Origin of the sequence: Herbiconiux flava (assembly GCF_013409865.1) — a bacterium.
Classification (GTDB): domain Bacteria; phylum Actinomycetota; class Actinomycetes; order Actinomycetales; family Microbacteriaceae; genus Herbiconiux; species Herbiconiux flava.
On the sequence record NZ_JACCBM010000001.1, the window covers coordinates 58,229 to 80,358 of the forward strand.

At 65.7% G+C, this 22,130-nt stretch carries 17 protein-coding genes; 5 read left to right on the forward strand and 12 right to left on the reverse strand.

The window, feature by feature from the left end; all coding sequences use genetic code 11:
* The first annotated feature begins 87 nt into the window (after nucleotides 1–87).
* Nucleotides 88–2,097 (forward strand): right-handed parallel beta-helix repeat-containing protein, encoded by a 2,010-nt coding sequence (locus tag BJ984_RS00275; protein WP_179546330.1) that lies wholly within the window; start codon nucleotides 88–90, stop codon nucleotides 2,095–2,097.
* Nucleotides 2,098–2,103: 6 nt separating this feature from the next.
* On the opposite strand, the gene BJ984_RS00280 is transcribed toward BJ984_RS00275, so the two are convergent.
* From BJ984_RS00280 to BJ984_RS00320, 9 genes are all read right to left on the reverse strand, one after another.
* On the reverse strand, nucleotides 2,104–3,000 hold the full coding sequence (locus BJ984_RS00280; protein WP_179546331.1) for a glycosyltransferase family 2 protein: 897 nt from the start codon (nucleotides 2,998–3,000) through the stop codon (nucleotides 2,104–2,106).
* Nucleotides 2,997–3,962: a glycosyltransferase family protein gene (locus tag BJ984_RS00285; protein ID WP_179546332.1), complete on the reverse strand. Its 966-nt coding sequence runs from the start codon at nucleotides 3,960–3,962 to the stop codon at nucleotides 2,997–2,999. The genes BJ984_RS00280 and BJ984_RS00285 overlap by 4 nt, the downstream gene beginning before the upstream one ends.
* A 23-nt stretch (nucleotides 3,963–3,985) precedes the next feature.
* The gene (locus BJ984_RS00290; RefSeq protein WP_179546333.1) at nucleotides 3,986–5,326 is read right to left on the reverse strand and encodes a nucleotide sugar dehydrogenase; all 1,341 of its coding nucleotides are present in this window, start codon (nucleotides 5,324–5,326) and stop codon (nucleotides 3,986–3,988) included.
* A gap of 90 nt (nucleotides 5,327–5,416) precedes the next feature.
* Complete coding sequence (locus BJ984_RS00295) at nucleotides 5,417–6,841, reverse strand: hypothetical protein (RefSeq protein WP_179546334.1); 1,425 nt, start codon at nucleotides 6,839–6,841, stop codon at nucleotides 5,417–5,419.
* A 51-nt stretch (nucleotides 6,842–6,892) separates the two neighbouring features.
* Entirely contained in the window at nucleotides 6,893–8,320 is a 1,428-nt protein-coding gene (locus tag BJ984_RS00300) for a hypothetical protein (protein WP_179546335.1), read from the reverse strand.
* Between the two features lie 76 nt (nucleotides 8,321–8,396).
* Nucleotides 8,397–9,494: an HTTM domain-containing protein gene (locus BJ984_RS00305; RefSeq protein WP_179546336.1), complete on the reverse strand. Its 1,098-nt coding sequence runs from the start codon at nucleotides 9,492–9,494 to the stop codon at nucleotides 8,397–8,399.
* A complete protein-coding gene (locus tag BJ984_RS00310) occupies nucleotides 9,491–10,015 on the reverse strand; it encodes a hypothetical protein (protein WP_179546337.1) in 525 nt (174 codons plus the stop codon). Before BJ984_RS00310 ends, BJ984_RS00305 begins: the two co-directional genes overlap by 4 nt.
* A 76-nt stretch (nucleotides 10,016–10,091) precedes the next feature.
* The gene (locus BJ984_RS00315; protein ID WP_179546338.1) at nucleotides 10,092–12,143 is read right to left on the reverse strand and encodes an acyltransferase family protein; all 2,052 of its coding nucleotides are present in this window, start codon (nucleotides 12,141–12,143) and stop codon (nucleotides 10,092–10,094) included.
* A gap of 24 nt (nucleotides 12,144–12,167) precedes the next feature.
* Nucleotides 12,168–13,304: a polysaccharide pyruvyl transferase family protein gene (locus tag BJ984_RS00320; RefSeq protein WP_179546339.1), complete on the reverse strand. Its 1,137-nt coding sequence runs from the start codon at nucleotides 13,302–13,304 to the stop codon at nucleotides 12,168–12,170.
* Nucleotides 13,305–13,556: 252 nt separating this feature from the next.
* Between BJ984_RS00320 and BJ984_RS00325 the strand changes: the two genes are divergently transcribed.
* From BJ984_RS00325 to BJ984_RS00335, 3 genes are read left to right on the forward strand one after another with little or no spacing between them, the layout of a single operon-like run.
* Nucleotides 13,557–14,873, forward strand: a complete 1,317-nt coding sequence (locus BJ984_RS00325; protein ID WP_179546340.1) for a flippase — start codon at nucleotides 13,557–13,559, stop codon at nucleotides 14,871–14,873.
* Between the two features lie 22 nt (nucleotides 14,874–14,895).
* Nucleotides 14,896–15,948: a nitroreductase family protein gene (locus BJ984_RS19005; protein WP_179546341.1), complete on the forward strand. Its 1,053-nt coding sequence runs from the start codon at nucleotides 14,896–14,898 to the stop codon at nucleotides 15,946–15,948.
* Nucleotides 15,945–16,844: a glycosyltransferase family 2 protein gene (locus BJ984_RS00335; protein WP_179546342.1), complete on the forward strand. Its 900-nt coding sequence runs from the start codon at nucleotides 15,945–15,947 to the stop codon at nucleotides 16,842–16,844. The genes BJ984_RS19005 and BJ984_RS00335 overlap by 4 nt, the downstream gene beginning before the upstream one ends.
* A gap of 1 nt (nucleotide 16,845) precedes the next feature.
* Here the strand turns inward: BJ984_RS00335 and BJ984_RS00340 are convergent, their stop codons facing one another.
* From BJ984_RS00340 to BJ984_RS00350, 3 genes are all read right to left on the reverse strand, one after another.
* Nucleotides 16,846–18,324 carry a sugar transferase gene (locus BJ984_RS00340; protein WP_179546343.1) on the reverse strand — a complete coding sequence of 493 codons (1,479 nt, stop codon included), beginning with the start codon at nucleotides 18,322–18,324 and terminating at the stop codon, nucleotides 16,846–16,848.
* A gap of 82 nt (nucleotides 18,325–18,406) precedes the next feature.
* Nucleotides 18,407–19,405 (reverse strand): hypothetical protein, encoded by a 999-nt coding sequence (locus BJ984_RS00345; protein WP_179546344.1) that lies wholly within the window; start codon nucleotides 19,403–19,405, stop codon nucleotides 18,407–18,409.
* On the reverse strand, nucleotides 19,402–20,856 hold the full coding sequence (locus BJ984_RS00350) for a tyrosine-protein kinase domain-containing protein (protein WP_179546345.1): 1,455 nt from the start codon (nucleotides 20,854–20,856) through the stop codon (nucleotides 19,402–19,404). Before BJ984_RS00350 ends, BJ984_RS00345 begins: the two co-directional genes overlap by 4 nt.
* 123 nt (nucleotides 20,857–20,979) lie before the next feature.
* Between BJ984_RS00350 and BJ984_RS00355 the strand changes: the two genes are divergently transcribed.
* Nucleotides 20,980–22,089: a hypothetical protein gene (locus BJ984_RS00355; RefSeq protein ID WP_179546346.1), complete on the forward strand. Its 1,110-nt coding sequence runs from the start codon at nucleotides 20,980–20,982 to the stop codon at nucleotides 22,087–22,089.
* The last annotated feature ends 41 nt before the right edge of the window (nucleotides 22,090–22,130 follow it).

Sequence of the window (22,130 nt, forward strand, 5' to 3'; positions counted from 1 at the left end):
GCCAAACCGAATAATTCTCGACCATCGCAGTGTCGGGCAGGCTATGTTGGTAGGCATCATGAGGCTCTGGGTGCCTCACTGGAGACTTTGGGGGTCTCGACCATGCCGAATTTCTCGCGACGCATATTTCTCGGTGCAACTGGGATTGGGGCGTTCAGTCTCGTCGCCGGGGTGCCCATCGAGAAGGCGATGGCCGCCGGAGGCCCGCAGACACCCGCTTTGGCCGCGCTGTCAGGGACGACGGCCGATGCCTCCCCGGCGATCATCGAATACCTCCGATCCGCATCCGGGGCCATCGTCCTATCCGGTGACTACTTCTTGGACTCGGTCATCGAGGTGCCACCAGCGGTCACTCAACTGGAGGTGACAGCCGGCAGCCGACTGAAGGTCAGGGGCGATCATCCGGCCCTGTCTCGAACCGGCACCATCGTCTACCGGGAACAGACCCCGGCCACCATGGCCAAGGGCAAGACCGCGATCACGGTGAAGGACGCTGCGAAGTACAAGGCCAACGAGTACCTGCTCGTAGCGGGCGACGACGGACTCTCGGGCACTGGCGACCGCTACGGCTATCTTCGGCGCGTGACGAGTGCCTCCGGCACGACCGTGCAACTCGACAAAGCACTCCCCCGCGCCATCTCCATCAAACCGCGCACCGCCCTGGTCAGCCTGGCACCGAGTCTGACCATCACCGGGGCCGGCGAGATCCTGCATTCCTCGCCTCTCAGCAGCACATCACCGCTCGTGCGTTTCTTCGCCACGGACAACCCCCGTTTGATCGGCGTCGACCTCCACGACAATGGAGCCACGGGGGTGCTCGTGGCGAACTGCCGGAACGGACTCATCGACTGCACCATCCGCGACCTGGCCGACGACGAAGCGAACGGCCGCTTCGGCTACGGCGTCAACGTCGCCGGCGCCACGCGGGGCCTGACCGTCCGCGGCACCATCAGCCGGGCGCGGCACGCCGTCACCACGAACGTCGGTCCTTTCGTGAGCGTCATGGGCGCGGCCGGCGAGCCGGAGGACTGCCGCTTCGAACCGGTGGCCATCGACTGCTCCGACAAGTCCGTCGACACCCACCGGCTCGGTTGGAACACGACCATCGTTCCGCACATCACCGGGGGACGCGGTGGTGTCCAGGTGCGCGCCGACAGCACGCGGGTGATCGGCGGCACGATCACGGGCAGTGCCGGACCCGGCATCTCGGTCAATCCGCTCGTCGCCGTGGCTCCGGTCATCGACGGCACCGTCATCAGCTACCTGAAGCCGTCCGGCGTGGCTCTTCTGGCCGATGCGCCGGTGATCGCGTCCAACCTCGACATCCGCGACTGCTACGGCGTCAACATCGTACTGGCGTCAGGGTCCACCGTGACCGGTGGGTCGATCGTCGCGGGAGGGGCCACCGGTGTGCGATTCCGCGGGAGCGGGAACTCCGTCACGGGCATCCGGCTGGGCAGCAACGTCACCACTCCGTTCACGGAGGATCCTGGTGCCTCCGGCAACACATTCACGGCCTCCACGGAGGCACCGGGCGCCCTGCCCGCCCCGAAGAACACGGCGCTGCCCAAGGTGGGCGGCACCGCCCAGGTCGGACAGCGACTGACGATCGATGACGGCACCTGGGACGTGGGGCCCCTCACGTTCGCCTTCACGTGGCTTCGTAACGGGACTCCTATCTCGGGCGCGACGAACCGCACCTACCGCACGTACGACGTGGTCAGTGCCGATGCGGGCGCCGCGTTGAGCGTGCTCGTCTCTGCGAAACGCGCCGGCTACCAGGATGCCTCGGCGACCTCGGAACCGACCGCTCCGGTCGCACAGGGCGCAGCACTCGTGCCCTCGGTCGCACCGGTGGTGTCCGGCACGGCGAAGCCCGCCGGCACCTTGACCGTGACACGCGGCACCTGGACGCCGGCAGCTCAATCGACCAGCTGCGCCTGGTTCACGAACGGGGTGGCCAACGGGACGACCGGAACGAGCTACAAGGTGCGGTCGTCCGATGTCGGCAAGAAGATCACGGTGACGGTCACTGCGAAGCGCACTGGGTGGCAGACGGGCACCTACACGCCTGCGGCCACCACCATCACCGCGTGAAGCGGGTCACGCCCTGCCGTCAGGGTCGAAGCCCGCGACGATCCAGAAGTCTTTGGTCGAGCGCCCGCGCACGCTGTCGAGGATCGTCTTGGGCGATGAGTAGAACGCTCCGAGCGCCAGCTGTCTGACCTTCGCTCCCCGCGACTGCGCGGCGTGATAGCGGATGCGCGCAGCGGACAGGCGGATGAAACGCCGGTCCGCGAGGGTCAGGTGTCGCCGGTGCTTGGCGAGGTAGGCCTCGAGGCCGGCTGCCCTGAACTCGGTGCGGCCGGTCAGCTGTCCGGAGGAGTGCTTGCGCTGCAGCACCGCGGCGCGAGGATTCACCACGTAGTCGAATCCTTCGAGCAGGAAGCGGAAGAAGAAGTCGCCGTCGTTCTTCACGGGAAGCAGCTCATCGAATCCGCCGAGTCGAGCGAACGCCCCCGCCGTCACGATGAAGTTACTGCCCGTGACGCCAGGATTGTTCGAGGCGGCGGCGGCCGCGGCCAGCCCAGGGCTGACATGCAGCCCGGGCGCCGTCGCCTGGTCTCGGAACATCTCGAGCCAGGTCGCCACTCCGTCGGCGCTGGAGTTCTCGAGGAGCCGGACGGCCGTCTCGAGGTAGTCGGGCTTCCACTTGTCATCGTCATCGAGGAAGGCGAGCAGCTGCCCACTCGCTTCGGCAGCGCCCAGATTGCGAGAGCTCGACGCCCCTGACAGGCCCTCGTTGTGCACCAGCGTCACGGCCACCGGCGATGATCGGGCGATCTCGGCACACAGAGCGTCCGTCGCATCATCCTCGACATCCGTCACGACGATGATCTCGCTCGGGAGCCGGATCTGGGCGAGGACGGATTCCACGGCTTCCCGGAGGAAGTCGGTGCGCGCGTGGGTGGGGATGATGCAGCTGACGCTCTCGGTCATGACGCGATCCAGGACGTGATGGCCTTCATCGCGGCGTCCTGCTCAGCAACCTTGTGTTCGAAGAGCGATGCCATGCCGAGGCGACGCTCATCGTTTTCCGCGAGGGCGGCGAGCATCGCCGCTGAGATCCCCTCAGCGGTCGGCTCCGCGTAGACGGCGACGTCGCCGAAGTACTCCTTGAGCACGACCATGGGACTCGTGACCAGAGGTGTGTGCGCCTCGAGCGCCTCGTATCCCGCTCGCTGCATCGTGTCCTCCGCCGTCGTGATGGCGCCGATCACCGACGCGCGATGCCGAAGGATCTGGTAGTCGGAGCGGGATGCGAAACCGGAGAAGACGACGTTCGGGCTGGCGGCGTCCCGAGCGGACTGGGGAGCCTTCCCTGTGAGCACCCACTCGACGTCGGGCGTGCGGCGAGCGGCCTCGAGAATCTCCTCGATGGGCTCGTCGTACCCCCACCCCAGAGGCAGCAGCACGAAGCGACCGCGACTCGCCCCGTCCAGCGCCGGGTCGTCGAATCGTTCCGACGCAGGGGGCTCGAACTTCTTGAGGTACCCGTGCGTGATGAGCACGGTGGCGCCCGCGGCTTCAGCACGAGCCGCCAGAGCACTGTTCGTCACGATCACCCTGTTGCCGCGTCGACGTGCGATCCGGAGGATCCAGGGCGTGGCCCAGGACCACTGCGGGTCCTGGAAGGCCCCGGTGTGCATGTCGGCGGCCAACTTCGCCCCCGAGCCCAGGCTGTAGATCCACGACCGCAGCAACGAGAAGAACGGGGGCTGCATGACGATCACGGTGGCCGGCCGCTTCGCGCGGAGCATCGATCCCGTCTGCTTCCACTGCCGCCAGTAGCGCACCGGCAAGGAGATGCCGTCACCGCCGTAGATGTACACCGGCTCGATACCCAAGCCCTCGGCCATACCGGCGCTTCGACCGTTGTAGGCGACCCAGCTGAGGTACACGGCCGGCCCCTTCGCCGTGTTCCTCACCATGCAGCACCGGTGTACGCACGGGTTCCGGGACGGACGTCGCGGCTGCGGAGGAGGTTCTCCACCCTGACAGGCAGCATTCCGGACAGGTCGACCACAGCCACGGCCTCGTGGGCCAGTACTTCCTCACACACCTCCGCGTTGTTCGTTCCGAGGAGGATCACTTCCGCTCCCTCGAGGCAGTCGGTGACGGAGTCAGTGAGCATCTCCGAGAGGTGAGGCAGCGTGGCCTCGACGAAGGCGGCATTGGCACCCATCAGACGATCGACGTCGACGATCGGGTCATAGGCCTTCACGGCGATACCTTCGGCCTCCAAGGCTGCGGCCAGCTTCACGTACGGGCTCTCGCGGAGATCATCCGTCGACGGCTTGAACGACAAGCCGATCTGCGCTACGGACGTTACGCCGAACCCCTTCACCACGTCCACGATCCGCATGATGTGGCGGTCGTTGGAGTCGTTGAGGCTCTGCAGAAGGGGAACGGTCTCGGCGAGTTCGTCCGCGTGGTGCTGCAAGGCCTTCACGTCTTTCGGCAGGCAAGACCCTCCGAAAGCGAAACCCGGGCGAAGGTACTTGGCGCTGACATTGAGGTCGCGGTCCTGTACAAAGAGGCTCATCACCTCACGGCCGTCGATGTCCGATGCCTGGCAGATCCGCGCGATCTCGTTCGCGAACGTCACCTTCACCGCGTGATAGGCGTTCGACGCGTACTTGAGCCCCTCCGCGACACCGGTAGAGACGACCTGAACGGGAACCCCCAGTGATGAGAACAACTCCGCGGGGAGTTCGGCGGAGGCGGGATGCTCGGCTCCGATCACGCTGAGCGGAGGGTTCTGGAAGTCGATGATCGCCGAGGACTCACGGAGGAACTCGGGGGTGAACGTGACGAAGAAGTCCGTGCCCTCGGTCAGCCCTGAACTCGATTCCATCAGAGGGATGAACTCGTTGCGAGTGGTGCCCGGGAGCACGGTGCTCCGCAGCACCACGGTCAGCGGCTTGCTCCGACCCTGCAGTCTTGTGCCGAGGTGGGTGGCGACAGCCCGCACGTAGGTCAGGTCCAGAGCGCCCGTCTCTGCCGAGGGCGTCCCGACGCAGACGAAGACGACGTCGACGTCGTCGATGCGCGCGAAGTCAGTGCTCGCACTGAGGCGCCCGGCGGCATGGTTGGCAGCCACCATCTCGTCGAGCCCCGGCTCCACGATGGGCGTGTGCCCGGCGTTCACCGCCTCGACCTTCATCGCGACGGAGTCGATTCCGACGACCGTGTTCCCTGCGTCGGCCAGGCATGCCGCCGTGACGCATCCGACATATCCGAGCCCGATGACTGCGACCTGCAAGCGTGTTCCCCTCGTTGATGACCCTCGACCGCGGGCTGGGCCCGCCACATCACCCTACAGGCGAAAATCCACGCTTCTGAGCGCCCAGGTTCAGGTCAGGGTCGGGATGTTCGTGCGGAGTCCGGCCCCGTCGCGGGGATGCGCCACCACGTCCGTCTTGCCTCGAGCAACCACCCCGGCGATGACTTCCCGCGCCGAGGACTGCGTGAGCGCGGCTCCGGCGAGGATCCACAGCGGGCCGGCAGCATCGAGACCGCCGGCGGTCTCCGAGAACAGAGTGATCAGAACCGCGGCCGTCAATGCCACTCCGGGGATGGTGCGGCCGGCGCCCACGCCCTTCACAAGCAGCCAAGCCAGAATGATCAGACCGAGCCACCCGATCGCGGTGAGGAAGATGGCCGCGAGGCTCTCGGCAGCGCCGGAGGCGGCACCCTCGAGTTCTAGGCTGGCCACGGAGTTGCCCACCAGCCCGAAACCGCCACCGAGCGGATGCGTCAGAGCATAGGTCAACCCGAAGAGGAAGCCCTCGGCATGCCTACCGCTCTGCCCCTGAGTAGAGATCTCGGAATACGCGACGAAACCCATCACCAAGCCGACGACAGCGAAGGCGAGTCGTCCGGAGTATCGCGAGATCAGCGGCTGGACCAAGGCGAGCCCGAGCACCACGAAGCCACCCCGGCCGAGCGATGCGATCGTCATTCCGCAGAACAGGACCGCGAGCGCGTAGAACGCGACGCCCCGCTTCATTGAGGAGAAGCGGAGCCAGAGGAGTCCGCTCGCCGCGAGAATTCCGAACGAGGGCGGATTCAGCACCAACCCCCCGACCCGGGAGAGCACGACGCCGTCCGACAGGAAGTATCGGTAGGCTGCGGGCAGACCGTTCTCACGGATGCTCGACGTGGAGAAGGCGTTGAGCCCGGTTGCGGTGGCCGGGTCGATCAGGCGCAGACCGCCCAGCTCGAGAACGCCGTACAGTGCCCCGACCGCGATGAAACCGACCACGACCGGCGATGCGCGTCTGAGCGCTTCGCGGTCCACCATCATCCCGAAGAGCAAGAGGATGGCCGGAACGCCCACCTGCCGGAGTTGGTAGAAGCCGACGGACAGTTCGGTGGACCGAAGCAGCGCCACACCGAGGAACGATACGAAGACGACAAGGGTCAGCACCAGGGAGAACTTGCCCTGCAATCGGCTGGACAACCTGATGACGATGTAGACGACGAACCCGATCAGCACCGCGTCGTCGAGCCAGAGAGCCAGCGAACTGCCGGTCAGTGCGCTGAGGGCCCGCTGGCAAGCCGACGCAGCGACGAGCAGCCCGATGAGCAGCACCGGCTTGTTCGACAGTGCGGCTACGACCGAGGCGAGCGCGATCGCCACGACCAGCACAGTGACCACGCCATTGGGGCCGCCGGAGACGGCGCCGAAGGTGACGAGAGGAACTGCGATGACACCGGCGAGTAGAAATCCGGCGTCTCTCGACGTCGAGTTGTCGCGTGGATTCGATTTGGACATCAGGCCTCCCCTCACGTCAGCTTACTGAAGTCGCGACGGGAGTCGCGTCGGTCACTCGGCGGAGCCGTCGACGAGCACGTTCCTGACCGAGTTGTCCGAGCCGAGGATCCGGATGCGCACGTCGCCACCGTTCCGGATGTCGAGACCGTCGATCGACGATCCGTCGTTCATCTCGACCGCCACTCCAGGAGTGTCCATGATCACGCAGTCCTGGATGTCCGCCGGACCGCGGCAACGGATGCCTATCCCGTCCTGGACGTTCTGGATCATCACTCCGCTGACCCTCGCCGGCACGGAGACGACCTCGGCGATCGTGACGCCCGACACGCTGACGTCGCGGACGCGGCCGCCTTTCACTGTTGTGTTGTCGGCTCGGACCTGCACTCCGCCGTTGCCTCCCGAGACGTCGGGGATCATGACGATGCCCCACCCGAGGCGGTGTGTGTCGATGGCTTTGTTCGAGCAGTCCTCGGCCCGCGGCGCGAACGTGCAGTCCTCGGGCTCGCCGGCATGGCCGACCTGATCGATCAAGCCGCCGGCGTTCGTCGTCACCGCATGGCGCACACGGGTCATGAAGCCACCGACCATCACATCACGGGACGAACCCGATACGTTCACGCCGTATCCGAAGTAGTCCACGCCGTCGTCGAGCAGGTCGCGTACAGTGCAGTCGATCGTTCCCCCGTGGCAGTGGGCGACTGTGACACCGATCCCCCCATTCGAATGGACCTCGATCCCGGACACCTCGGGCTTCTCCACCGCCTTGAGGGTGACCAACGAGCTTTTTCCCTTGCGCGGATCGAGATTGTAGATCTCGCCCTCGCCATCGATACGGATCGTCGGAGCGAGCTGCACCGACGAGGTGCGCGGGTCTTTGTCGATGACCCGAGGGAGAGGCCGGTCGATGTAGACACGGTCGCCGTCGACTGACGTCACCCGCCTCAGGTAGCCGTAGCGATCACCGGAGTTCTTCACCTTGTTCGCACCCGACAGCAGCAAATACTCGTTCTTGGAATAGCGAGCAGGAGAATCGGTCACGAAGTGCTCGGCACCCTCTCGCATGGTGTGCCCGGTCCGCTCTCGGAACACGATCGAGCCCATGCGACGGATTCCGTTGTGGTCCCCGCGCACCTTGAGTGCGCTACCGGCAGCGAGCGTGACCCGCTGCACGTGGTGTGGAACGTCGATCGGAGAATCGATCGTGAACCGCCCACTCAATACGACCGCCGGCCCGGCCGAAGCCAGGAAACGCTTCAGCGCCGTCGATGCGTCGCGATCGGAGTCCGACAATGCCGTGAGCTCAGCGCTGTCGGCGGTGTCCGTGAGTTCGGCGGACAGCATCCGTCCGTTCGTGAGGGCGGAGAGGCTCAGACCGCCGATGACTCCCAACCCGACCGTCGCCAAACCGCTCGTCGCGACCAGCAGAAATGCCCTGCGGGTCGGACGGGGTGTCTCACTGGCGTTGGATTCCTCGTTCACGAACTCCTCTCCACTGCCATTCAACACAGGCAATGTTTCAGGGCGACTACCCGCGGGCTGGGAATATGGCCTGGGTCTAGTTCGACGACGAAGCCTCGATGGGCGACCGGGCTCGGCGACCCTGCAGCCACCTCACGAGCCGGATCGCTTCGAGTACCAGGAAGGCACCTCCGACGATTCCCCCGATGATGATGATGGCGAACTTGATCCCGTCCTCGACCTCGATCGGCAGCAGCACCGAGGCCGCCCACGCGGCTACTGCGAGCAATGGTGCAGCGATCCACGCCGCCCTCCGCTTGAACCGCGCACTCCAACCTGGTCCACGCAGGCCCCGTGCGCCCAGCCAAGCTGCAACGGCGCCCCAGGGCAGAAAGGCGGCGTAGGCGATGACGTTGGTGGTGAAGAGGATGTTCATCATGATGAGCACGCCGAGGTGGAACACTGCGGCGAAAGCGATCATGATCCGGAACGACCGCCAGCTGATGGCCGCGATGATGAGTCCGCCCTCGAGTGCGATGGTCAGCCAATCGAGCGGTTCCCAGAAGATCGGACTGGTGATGTGACCGAACAGCGGTGCGAAGCCGACCGTTCTCTCGTCGATCAGGAGTTCATACCAGTAGTGGCCCTCGGTCGCCTGCGTGCCCGGTCGCAACCATCCACCGAGGAACTTCGGGACGGCCGCCGTGGCGAATCCCACTCCGATCAGGACGGCGAGCAGCCGGAGGGGCCACTGCGCCACGGGCCGATCCGGCACGCGGGACGACAGAGCGTCCACCGAGTGCCGGGCCCCCCAGCCCGTCCACACCACTAGGAGCGCGATCAACGGGAGGAAGATCGTGTGGTCGATCTTGCCGAAGCTGTAGGTCAGCCCGAATACCGAGACCATGAGCAACCCTGCGGCGACCGAGGCCACGCGCGTGTGGATGCCGAAGACGACGAGTGCGAGTGCGAGTGCGAGTGCGAGCTCGAGCGCGACGAGCACCGGGAACGGCGGGAGTTCCGACAGGAGCTGGAAAGGCCCCGGCGGCGGGTCGAAGAAGGATGTCGGGTACGAACTGAGGAACTGCGCGTTCGGCAGGAGCAGCAGAGCCGCCACGGCGAAGACGATGCGGTAGATGCTCACGTCCTCTGCGGTGAATGGCCCGCGGAGCACCCATCGGTCGAAGATCTTCATTCGGCGGCTCCCCTCAGCTGGACGACGACCGTGCTCGTCACCGTGCCCGGTCGCACATCGGGGTCACGGACGTCGATCTTCTGCTGCGTCCAGTCCACGACCATCGTGGTCGGATCGGCTTCCGGGAACCTGCGGCCGAGGAGCTCGCGGAGGTACTCGACGGTGGCGGGCTCGTTGGCGTGCGCCTCGTCGAAGAACGCGGACTTGAACACCGACGTGCTCAGGAGCTTGGCGTCGGGCAGGATCTCCTCGAACGGCACCTCCTGCTCGGTGCCGTCGGCGAACGTGACGTGGACGATCGGAACCCGGGCGGTGAGCGTGTCGCCGACGAGCGGGGTCGCGGCGAAGCTGGGCTGGTAGACACCCGGATACGGCTGGCCGACGACACGCTGCACGACCAGCTCGAGCGGCAGCAGGAGTATCGCGACCGCGAAGACCACGCGAAGCGAGACGGTGCGCGCCCCGTTGACCTCCCGGGGCACCGACTGCTCACCTTTGCGGATCGATCTTCTGTCTCGCACGCGTCATTCCCCGACTGCTCGGCTTCGTCCCCCGCGGATACGGAGCATCCAGCGGACAAAGCCTAACGGGTGCCGGTCAGAGTCGCGATTCGATGGCGTCGGCGAACACACCCGCCAGCCCCGTGGTGAACGGCACCGTCAGGTGGTGCCCGTCGCGGTAGACCAGGACGTTTCCGATGATCGGCGGGCACAGGTCGGCGTCGCAGATGTACGGGTTCAGATCGAGGAGTTGAGCCCCCGTGGCTTCGGCCGCCTGACGCTCCGCGTTCAGCGCACCGTCATCGATCGCCTCCTCCGGAGCGAGACCGCAGTAGTCCGCGTCATCGAGGTGAGCCGAAAGGCAGATGGAGGGAGTGATCCCCATCACGGGCGTCTCGCCCAGAATGATGACATCCGTCGATGCCGGGAGTGAGCGGACGACGTCGACGATCCCCTCCTCCCAGTAGCTGTCGAAGTCTTCCGACCCGTGGTCCACGTCCGTCGACCGCGCGAAATTCGCGAGGATGACGACGTCTGGCGGGTCGGCCGCGAAGCGATCGATCACGTTCTGCCGCCACTGATCGCATTCCGGATACGGTTCGTTGTTCAGAGTGCTGACGACCGTGACGGAATTGCAGGAACTCTTGGTGTTGGAGTCCAGGTGGATGCGCCCCTGGTCGGCCAATTCCGCGAGCGGTGGGAACCAGTGGGCGGCATGCGAGTCGCCGAACAGCGCCACGTCCGGCGCATCATCTGGGCCGAACTGGCACCCCGTCGCATCGGTCTCGGCGAAGTCGAGGTGGCAGCCGTTGTCCGAGATGATCGGGTTGGCATCGCTGGCTTCGCGGAGTTCCGGCCGGAGATTCTCCGGCACGAAGTCGGTGCCGGATGGGTTCGCCGCCGCCGTGTAGGCCGGGGCGGACCGCTGCGAGTGCAGCGGGATCGTGCCGACCGCCACTATTCCGGCACCGCACAGCGCCGCGATGACGACCGAAGCGCTCCCGGCGATGAGAAGGCTCCGGCGCGGCCTGGCGTTCGTCAGCGCGCGTGGGTTGCGCGCCGGCGTCTCGATGAACCGGAACAGCAGCCAAGCGAGCGGGACGCACAGCACAGCGAGTCCGGCAGTGGCCCAGACGGGCAGCGGATCGCGCACACCTACCGCAGCCTGGACGATGAGCAGAACGGGCCAATGCACGAGATAGAGCGAGTAGGAGATCGCGCCGATGAAGAGGAGCGGCCGGATCGACAGGATGCGCTGCGGCAACCCTGCTCGACCTGCTCCGCCGATGATGAGCAGCGCCGTGGCCAGCACGGGGAGTGCGGCGCTGAAGCCCGGGAAGGACGTCCCGTCCGTGAACAGGAACCCAGCGGCTGCCAGTCCTGCAAGACCCGCCCAGCTGAGCAGCGGCGAGCTGACCGCCGCCCATCGCTTCGGCGCACGGGACGTCGACGCGCCCTGACCGCTCCTCGAGCCGAGCAGGAACGCGACGAGACCACCGACTCCGAGTTCCCACGCGCGAGTCGGAAGGGAGAAGAATGCCCAGGGCTGGTCGGCGGTGGTCATCAGCACGCAAGCGATGAATGAGCATCCCGTCAACACAGCGACGAAGGCGAAGAGAGCACCGCGAGAGCGACGGAACACGACGAACCCCAGCGCGAGCACCGCGGGCCAGAACAGGTAGAACTGCTCTTCGATGCCGAGCGACCAGTAGTGCTGGAACAGGGACGGCGTCTCTTCCCCGAGGTAGTCGGTGCCGATGAGAGCGAAGTAGTAGTTCGGGACGTAGAACGCCGTGGCGATCGCACCCTGGAGCATGGCCTTCAACTGCAGCGGGGGCACCCAGATGACGGACGCCACAACAGTCAGAACGAGGACTGTCAGGGCCGCCGGGAGGATGCGCCTGGCCCGCCTGGCGTAGAAGTCGGCGAAGTGGACGCGGCCCTCGACCGCCAACGATCGCAGCAGGTGACTCGTGATCAGGAAGCCGGAGATGACGAAGAACACGTCGACACCGACGTACCCGCCGGGAAGGAACGGCACACCGGCGTGGTAGATGAGAACGAACCCGACGGCAATCGCCCTCAACCCTTGGACGTCACCCCGGAAGCCCGACTGCTTCGTCGCGATCTCGGGTCTGCTCGTCGTCACGACGACACCGAAATCATCGTCGCCTCATCTCTGGCCGCGCTGCGACGCGAGATCCGACTCGATCGACGCCCACATCTCCTCCACGCGGGAGCGCACCTCTGCCCCTGCGATCCGGATGCGCTCCCCGAGCTCGGCGTTGTCGAGGATGTACTCGATCATGTCGGTGGACAGCGACGCGTCGCCGAGGGGGTCGCACAGGAGCTCCGGCACGCCGAAGTCGTCGGCGACATGGCTGTACTTGTGGCTCCAGCCATGGATGATGGTCGGGACTCCCTGCGACAGCGCGCTCACGACCGCGTGGTACCGGCCGGAGACCAGCAGCGGAGCGGTCCCGATCAGCCCCTTCAGCTCGATCCCGTTCAGCCCTTCCACGATCTCGAGGTCGATGTTCGACGTCTTCGAGACGATCGAGGCGACCCGCCGGAGCACGTCGAGGTCGCTGCGACCTTCGTGGGCGAGGCCATAGGGCTTCAGTCCGCGCTCGTGGAGATCGACGGCGATGGCTGCGAGATTCTCGATGTAGCGCTGCTTCGCCTCCGGGCCGGCGGCTCTGGCGTAGATGTTGACATTCGGCACGATGGGCGTGCCGCCGCGATGCGACTCGTGCTGGGAGGGGAACCGCCCGGCGAGCCCGGCAGTGAAGTCGGGGAACAGGCGCACCGTTCCCGAGCCGGTCGCGAAGATGCTCTCGACGTGGGCGAGCGACTCGGGGTCTCGCGCGATGATCTGCCGTGATGCTCGCAGGGCGGTCAGGGTGGGCTCTGCCGTCTTGTCGAACGGGCCGAAAGCCTGGGGCAGCATGTACACCGGAACACCTCTGGCCTTCCACGCGGCCAGCTTCCCGGCGCTCACATCCAGGCGCTGGTGCGCCCACTCGTCGCCGTATCGGAAGCCCGAGCCGTCGAACACCGCCGCGATCTCGGTGGGGAGCACCCAGGGGAATCGCTTCCACACCCGCGAGAGAGCATTGATCTTGGTCAAGCGGGTGAAAAGGCCGTAGAACCGCTGCGGGACGATCGGATAGACGCCGGCAAGCCTCTTCTTCAGGTCGGGGCCGTTCTGGAACTCAACGACGGGCACCATGCCGAACTGCTCGCGAATGCGCTCCGCGGCGGCGCGCAGCATGAGATACGCGCCCTGGTTATTGAACTCCACGCCCACGAGAAGGATGTATTTCTTGGCCAACGAGTGCACTCCCGGAATGGTCTGGCGTGATCGACGCACGCCAGCCAAGCCTACGAGACAATTGCATACGCCCGATCCAAGCGCGGGCCGACCACGAGGGCCCGGCCCGGCCGATGGTACTGTTTAGCGTCGCGAGGATGCGCCATGACGCGAGCGACTCGCACCCGGGCCGTCGCGCAATTCGCTCGGTCGAGTTCGACGGGCGCACTTCGCCCGAAGAGGAGACAGGTGGCAAGGATCACGGGCGACGCCCGCCGTTCACTCGGGAATGGCTTCTGGAACGCTGGGCAGCAGGGGCTGTCACTCGCCCTGAACGCCGTCATCGGCATTCTGCTCGTTGTCGCCGTTCCGGTCTCTGAATACGGCGTCTACAGCTACGCGGTCGCTCTATCCTCCATCGGCGTGGCCGTCATGTCGGCCGGGCTCTCGGGTCTCGCCGTGCGGGAGCTCGTCAACGAACGGGAGTCCAACGCGGCGATCGTCGCATCGTTGACGGTCATCCGGGAGTTCTTCGCCCTGGTCGGATTCGTCATCATCGGTGGCATCAGCCTGACGAGCGGTGACGAACTCGCGATCGCGGCGACGCTCCTCGCCTCATCGGCCCTGTTCGGGCGCGCTCTCAATGCACCGGAGCTATGGTTCCTCTCGCACCTCCGGAGCAAGAAGACTGCGATAACGCGCATCTCCGTCACGGCTGGGTTGTTCGGCGTGCGCCTGGCCCTTCTGGCGCTGTGGCCCAACATCTGGGTCATGCTGGTGCTGTACTCGCTCGAAGGACTCATCTCCAGCCTGATCATCATCGGCATGTACCTGAAGGACAAGGACAGCCCGGGCTTCTCGCGTCCGGGATTCGCCTCGATGTTCAAGCTCCTGCGCCGATCCTGGCCCCTCATGCTGTCGAGCCTCGCCGACCAGGCCAACCTCAAGGCGAGCATCATCGTCATCCAAGCGCTGCTCGGGTCGAAGGCTGTCGCCGTCTACGCGGCCGCCTCACGACTGAGCGAGATCTCGTTCTTCCTCCCCGTCGTCTTCATGAACTCCACCTTCCCGGTCCTGCTCAAGGTCCGGAAGGAGAAGGGCAACGACAGCCCGGAGTACCGCCGGATGCTCCAGCGGTCCTACGATCAGGCGTTCTGGATCGGCGTCGTCGTCGCGCTCGCCGTGGTCGTGCTCGGAACCGTGATCATCGACGTCATCTTCGGGCCCGACTACGAAGACGCGAAGACCGTGCTGTACATCCAGGCCGCGGCGTGTCCCTTCGTCTTCATGGGTGCGGTTTACTCGAAGTGGATCATCGCCGAGAGCTACCTGTGGTCGTCGCTCGTCCGGCATTCGTTCGGCGCAGCCGTCAACATCGGCTTGAACTTCGCTCTCATCCCCACCACCGGAGTGACGGGTGCAGCGATCGCCACCCTGGTCTCGTACATCTGCTCGTCGTTCTTCGCCAGCTTCCTCGGCGCCAAGTCGAGGGTGGCCGGCCGCCAGATGGCCACCGCCGTCATCTGGCCGGTCCGTCTGCTCCGAAACCGCCTCGCGGCTCGCTAGCCCCCACTCGAAAAGGATTGCTGTGAAGAGAAGTATCGCCGCCCGGGCCGTCTCGAAAGCTCGTAAGGAATTCGGGAAGTGGAGCCTCTCCGGAGGCGCTGTCCGCCGGAAGATCTACTACCGCCTGGTCAGCGAGGCCTTCGGCCGCGAGGAGTCGGCGGTCGACGCCGGCATCACCGCGTACCACCGCACCCTCGGGTCGGGTCGCGAGATCTACACCCTCCGGCGCAACGTCCACATGCTGGAGAAGGGCCTCACGATGAGGCCCCGCCGTGCGGAGTTCGCACTGGGCTACATCGGCACCACCGTGGGAGCCTTCGCCAATGTGCACGAGGCGCCGTACCCGCCCCTGGGCGTCGAGGAATCCCGGTGGATGCACGCCGTGCTCACGGAGTACTTCGAGGCCACGTCCGCTTCGGAGAACCCGAAGATCGTACGGCTGCGGGCCGACTTCGCCAGGCTGACACCTTTGCGTGCCACAGCGGTGTCGATCGCGTCCGGACCGCACCCCCCTCAGGCGATGCCGTCCCCGATATCGATCGAAGATCTGCAGACCCTCGCGACGAACAGGCGATCCGTGCGCTGGTTCACCGAGGAGAAGGTGGACCGGGATCTGGTCGACGCCGCCATGCTGATCGCCGCAGAATCCCCCACCGCCTGCAATCGCCAGCCCTACCGATTCCTGGTCTTCGACGACCCGGAGAGCGTGGCCCGCGTCGCCGAGATCCCCATGGGCACGGCCGGCTACGGCGAGCAGCTCACCGGGATGATCGTCATAGTCGGAGACCTCTCCGCCTTCTTCGACGAGCGGGATCGCCATCTGATCTACATCGACAGCTGCCTTGCGGCGATGGGCCTCGTTTACGGACTCGAGAGCCAGGGTGTGGCCAGCTGCTGCATCAACTGGCCCGATCTCCCTGACCGCGACCGCGCGATGGCGCAGCTTCTCGGGCTGGCGGCCCACGAGCGCGTCGTGATGCTGATCGCGTACGGTTACGCGGACCCGTCCGGCCTCGTCCCCTACTCCGCCAAGCGCCCGCTCGAGGCGGTCCGCGAGTTCAGGACCCTCTCATGATCGCTGCGGAGCACGGGTTCAGCTGCGTCATCCCGACACACCGTCGAGCGGACTTCCTAGTCGAGGCCGTCGAGTCGGTCCTGAGGCAGTCTTTGCTTCCGATCGAAGTCATCGTGGTCAGCGACACGGTGGACGGCGAGACGGAGGAGGCGTGCCGTCGACTTTCTGAGTCGTCAGCCGTGCCGGTCCAGCTGCTCGTCTACGCCGACACCCCAGGTGGGGCTTCGGAATCCCGCAACCGGGGAGCACGAGCGGCATCCGGCGAATACCTGGCGTTCCTCGACGACGATGACACCTGGGGCCCTGACTACCTTCAAGACGCGGCTGCAGCCTTCGAGTCCCGGCAAGCCGACGTCGTAGTCACGTGGATCTCCATGTTCCGCGGAGAACAGCTCAAGGACGGTCCTGCGATCCGTGATGGCCTCTCTCCACGCGACGTCGTGGCGGTGAACGCCGGCACGATCGGGAGCAACATGGTCGTCCGGCGCTCGGCCTTCGAGGCAGTCGGCGGCTTCGACCCCGCACTGCGGATGAAGAATGACACCGACTTCTTCTATCGGTTCCTCAAAGCCGGACACCGGTATGCCGTCGTGCAGAAGCGTTCGGTCTTCCAGCGCAAACACGAGTCCGGTCAGCTGACCGGCCACTCCGGGGCGCGCGCCGATCATACGGAACGCTACCTCGAGAAGCACCGGGCCGACCTGACCGCGGCCGACCGACGGCAGCTGCGCTTCGTGATCCATCGCATCCGGCGCAACTCCTCCTCGAGCCGTCCCGCCCGGGCATACCACCTCGCGATGTCGCTTCTCCACTACTCGCCGCAGCAGTACCTCAAAGACAAGGCCAACCGGAACGACCGGGACTTCTTCACGGTGCCCTCGATCGAACGCGACTGAGTCAGTAGGCGCCTTCGCTCGCCACGACTGCCTTGGCGGTGCGCCAGAGGATGACCAGGTCGCCGGTGAGTGACCAGTTCTCGACATAGAACAGATCGAGACGAACGGTGTCCTCCCACGAAAGGTTGGAACGCCCGCTCACCTGCCAGAGACCGGTGATACCGGGCTTCACCATGAATCGTCGATGGACGTGCTTCTCGTACTGATCCACTTCGCGCTCGAGGGGAGGCCGGGGACCGACGAGCGACATGGAGCCACCGAACACGTTGAAAAGCTGTGGAAGTTCGTCGATGCTGAAACGGCGCATGACCCGTCCGACCGACGTGACACGCGGATCGTCACGCATCTTGAACATGACGGCGTTGCCCTCTGCTCGACTCTCCTTCTGCAGCTCGAGCAGCCGCTCCTCCGCATCGATGACCATCGACCGGAATTTGAGCATGTGGAACTTCGTCCCGTTGTAACCGACCCGCTCCTGCCGGAAGAGCACCGGGCCAGGGCTGGTCACCTTCACCAGCAGCGCGCAGGCCAGGAGGAACGGGGATGCCAGAGCGATGAAGATGAGCGACATGCAGATGTCGAACGTGCGCTTGGCGAATCGCTTGCTCCCCTCGTAACGCGGGGTCTCGACGTGGATCAGCGGGAGCCCGGCGACCGGACGCGTGTGGATACGCGGGCCACCGATGTCGACGAGGCTCGGTGCAACGACGAGATGCTGCTTACCCGGGACGAGCGCCCAACTCAGGTCGCGCACACGCTCAGGGGGAAGTTCGTCCGCACTCGTGATCACGACGGTGTCGGCGCCGCTGACCTCCATCGCTCGGGTGATCCGTTCGAAGTTCCCGAAGACCGGGATCGAGGTGCCCGGCAGACTGTCCCCCACGAGCGAGGTCGGGACGCAGGCGCCGATCACCAGATATCCCGCATCCGGCCGACGACTGAGCTCGCGTGCTATGTAGGTGACCGACGCTGCAGAGCCCACAAGGAGGACCTTCGCAGCGTATTCGCCCTGCGCCCGCTTCGCAGCGAGCCACTTCCGCCAGATCCAGCGTGTGAACAGCAGACCGATCAGACCGACCGGGAAGGCCAGCAGAATATAGCCTCGGGCGAAATCGATCTGGAAGAGGAAGGCGATGATCGCGACCAGCCCGAACAGACGTACAGTCGCATCCGCGATCAGCTTGTATTCCTGCGTGCCGGTGCCCACTACTCTGCGCCCACGCGTGCCGTAGACGCTCAAGACCAGGAGCCAGGCAACGAAGATCGCCACCGAGATGAAGGTGTAGCTGACCACGCCCGACGCCTGACCCACCGCCAGGTTCGCGGAGTTGAACCCGAACCAGATGATCTGGACTGCCGCTACCACGACAGCCAGCACGGCTACGTCCGTCAGGAATATCCTGCGGCTGAAGTCATCGGACCAGGACTGCTTCTGGAGCGGCTTCTGCGCAGACGTGCGCCGCTCCTCCGTCTTACTCAACGTTCTTCGTCTTCCGCATGACTACTGCCGGCTTCCCCATACCTAGATCACTGCAGAACAGCGCGATTCGCGACGTGGTCGTTCAGGAAGTGATCCATGTCGCACCACCATCAGCACTTCGCGCCACAACTGTTCCGTCCCAGACCCAGACGGCCTCGTCGTCAGCTCCAACTGCCACGTTCGTCGCCGACCCGTTCACCGGAGCGCACCCGCGTACCTCTCCGCCAAATGTACTGCCGTCAAGAGCGAATCGCGACACCGTAGCGCCAGAACAGCCTTCCCGCCCGGCCTGCGCGCCGACGAGATAGGACGCATCATCGCCCTGATTGAACGTCAAGCCACTGAGACCGAGCGTCGTGACCGGTTGCCAGACCCCGAGAGACTGGAAGAGGAACGCCCCGTCGGCACAGCGGACGACCAGGCCCTGGTCTGCGGATGCAGCACCGAGAGCAGAGCCGCAGGGAGCTCCGACACGATCGCCGTCGACGACCACCGTGCTGAGACTTGCGGGGCTGGCGTAGGACGCAGTACCCAGCCGGTCTGGATAGTCCTGCCAGAACTGGCCGGCCGTGTAGCTGGTCAGCACCGTCGGCTCGCAGTCGTCTCCCGCCAGCACCACGAGGTCGACCTGCTCCGCCGACACCACGTCGAGCGAGACGATCTGAGCGACCTCGTCGTCTACGGGCAACGCCGTCGGCACCCAGGTCGCACCGTCGTCGACGGACAGTTCGACGACCGGGGCCGCGCCGCCGCACGCGCCGGCCGTTGCGCGTACGCCGATCGATGAGCCGTCGACATCGAGGAACCGAACAGTCTCCGTCGGCTCGGTCGCCGAGGCACCGGGCGCTGCAGTCGGAGTTCCTGTTGCAGGGGTGCTGGTCGAGGGGACCGGAGTCGGTATGGGACTCGGAACCGAAGTGGCATCTGGGACCGACACCGGCGAATCGGGCAGCTCCCCCGCATTGGGCACCGGAGGTGTCCGCAGAGCGAAGAAGACTGCGACGAACGCCCCTGCCGCCAGCACCAGCACGGCGACGACGATGAGGATGTCGCGACGCGACTTCGGGCTGAGACCCGTCATCGACCGACCGGTGCCTTGCTGCGCTTGGACCGCTTGCGAGGGGTGTCGTCGTCGGTGTCGACGACCACGGGTGCCGGCTCGTCGATACCGTAGCCGTAGCCGTAGCCGTAGCCGTAGCGGCCGTAGCCGTAGGAGTCCGGACCCTTCGTGGGCAGCATGGTCATGACTACGCCGGCGACCTTCGCTCCGACGTTGGCCAGGGTGCTGATCGCCCCGCGCACCTGGTTCTTGTGCGCCCGGCCCGCTGCGACCATGAGGAGTGCGCCGCCCGTCTTGGTGGCGAGGATGGCAGCATCGGTGACCGGCAGCAGGGGGGGTGCGTCGAAGAGAGCGATGTCGAAGGACTTCTCGAGCGATTCGATCAACTCGACCATCGCCGCCGAGCCCAGCAGCTCGCTGGGGTTCGGAGGAATGCGGCCAGCAGGGAGCACGTAGAGGTTGGTGTCACCCCACCGGACGATGACATCGCTGGGGTCGGCACGCCCGACCAGGACGTCGGTGAGTCCCACGGCCCCCTCGACGCCGAGGTAGTCGGCGAGACGCGGCTTCCTCATGTCGGCATCGACGATGACGACTCGCTGGCCTGAGAGCGCCATGGCGATCGCGAGGTTCGCCGACGTCGTGCTCTTGCCCTCACCGGGCACCGACGACGTCAGCACGAAGCTGTGCGACTCGTTCCCCACGCCGACGAACTGCAGATTCGTCCGAAGGGTACGGAAGGATTCCGCTCGCGGGCTGCGCGGGTCGTCACGCAGAACCAGCGGGTTCTGGGGCGTCCGCGCGTCGAAAGCGATTCCGCCCACGATCGGGGCGTCGGTGATGGCCTCGACATCGTGCTCGTTGCGGATCCTCGTGTCGAAGATGTATCGCGAGATCGCGAGGCCGAGACCAATGACCAGTCCGACCAGGGTTCCGACGGCAACGAAGAGCGGGACGTTCGGAGACGACGGGAGCGCGGGCACCGACGCGGCCTGCAGCACGGTGATCTTGACCGGCGTGACACCTTCGGCATTCGGCGGAACGAGGTTGCCCACCGCCGACTCGAAGCTGGAAGCCACGGCATTCGCGATGCGAGCAGCGTCCTCCGGATTCGGGTTCGCCGCGGTGATCTCGACGATGACGGTGTCGGACGGAGAGGTGGCGACGATGGTCGACGACAGATCGGACACCGACATGTCCAGCCCGAGGGTGTCGATCACCGGCTGGAGCACCAGCGGCGTGTTCACGACATCGGCGTACGACTGCACCTGGTTCTGGAGGAAGCTGTTGCCCTGCGTCAGGTCACTGATCGACCCCATGGACTGGACGGAGACGAACACCTTGGAGGTCGACTGGTACTCCGGTGTGCGCACGATCGACAGCACGGCCGCCGTCGCCACTCCCAGCAGTGTGAAGATGACGATGAAGATCCAACCCTTGCGGATTGCCCGAATATAGTCGTGAAACTCCACGCAGTGCCCTTTCCCCGAGGAGCTCTGCGAGCCCCATTCCAATTCATGTTCTCACATGCGAGCCCTACACCTCTGCATCCGGGCCTCGGTCGCTACGATGAAGAGGTGACAGGATCCCGGCTCGTGCTCGATGCGATCGGCGTATCCGTAGGTGTCACTCTCGATAGCTCGCTGACGTCTCGCGAACATCAGGCGCTCTGCGAGATCTGGAGCGGAGCGGTTCGTGAGGGGTCGGCTGACGTCGAGATATCGGCCGGGGTCGTCAGAGAGTCCGGCGGTGCAGGCCCGCTTCCTGACGTCTTCGCGAGTGATTTCCGAGACCTGGCCTCGAAGCTGTCCAGCCGCGTGACGCTCGCCGCGATCGAATCGCAGCGAGGCCGACTGCTGATGTTGCACGCCTGCGGCGTCGCATCCCCCGACGGCGCCGTGGTCGCCTTCGTCGGCCCGTCGGGACGCGGAAAGACAACGCTTGCCTCTTCAGTCGCCCGGGCCTGGTCCTACATCTCTGACGAGACGGTCGGGATAGCCGCAGCGGGTGTCGTGCATCCATATCGCAAGCCGCTCTCGGTCATCGTCGCCGACAGCGACACCAAGTCGCAGGTGTCCCCCGACGACCTCGGCCTGCTGCCGCTGCCGGACGCGATGCTCGAGATCGGTGCGATCGTCCTGCTGAATCGACAGCCTGACGGTCCTGATGAGCCACGGCTCTCGCCGGTGCGATTGGTGGATGCTCTCGTCGAGCTGATCCCGGAGATGAGCTACCTCCCGCTCCTGGAACGTCCCCTGCAGACGATTGCGACGATCGTCGATCGTGTCGGTGGCGTACAGCGGTTGAACTACCGGGAGGCGGGGACCGTCCCGCCACTCCTGGCGTCTTTGATCGTGGAGGACCACGCCGACGAGTCCGCATCCGACTGGGCGGTGATTCCGTTTCACAGCTTGGAGCAGCCCGATGATCGGCGCGGTGCGGTCGGCGCCGTCTATCGGCGGCGGGTTCCGCTGGATGCAATAGCCTCCGACGGCGCATACGTGCTGTTGCACGACAACCAGGTCAGGGTCATCGACGGCATCGGTCCGTTCATCTGGGACGCGCTCGCCACCGGTCGTTCGCTCCCCTCGCTCGTCGACTACGTGGTCGAGCACGTCGGGAGCCCCGCCAGCGGGGACGCCACCGAACTGGTGAGCGCCGCCGTGGGGCAGCTCCTCGAGGCCGAGGTCCTCCTCAAGGAGTGAGGCCCGGTGCCGGTCCGGATAGTCGGACAGCACCGGGCCGT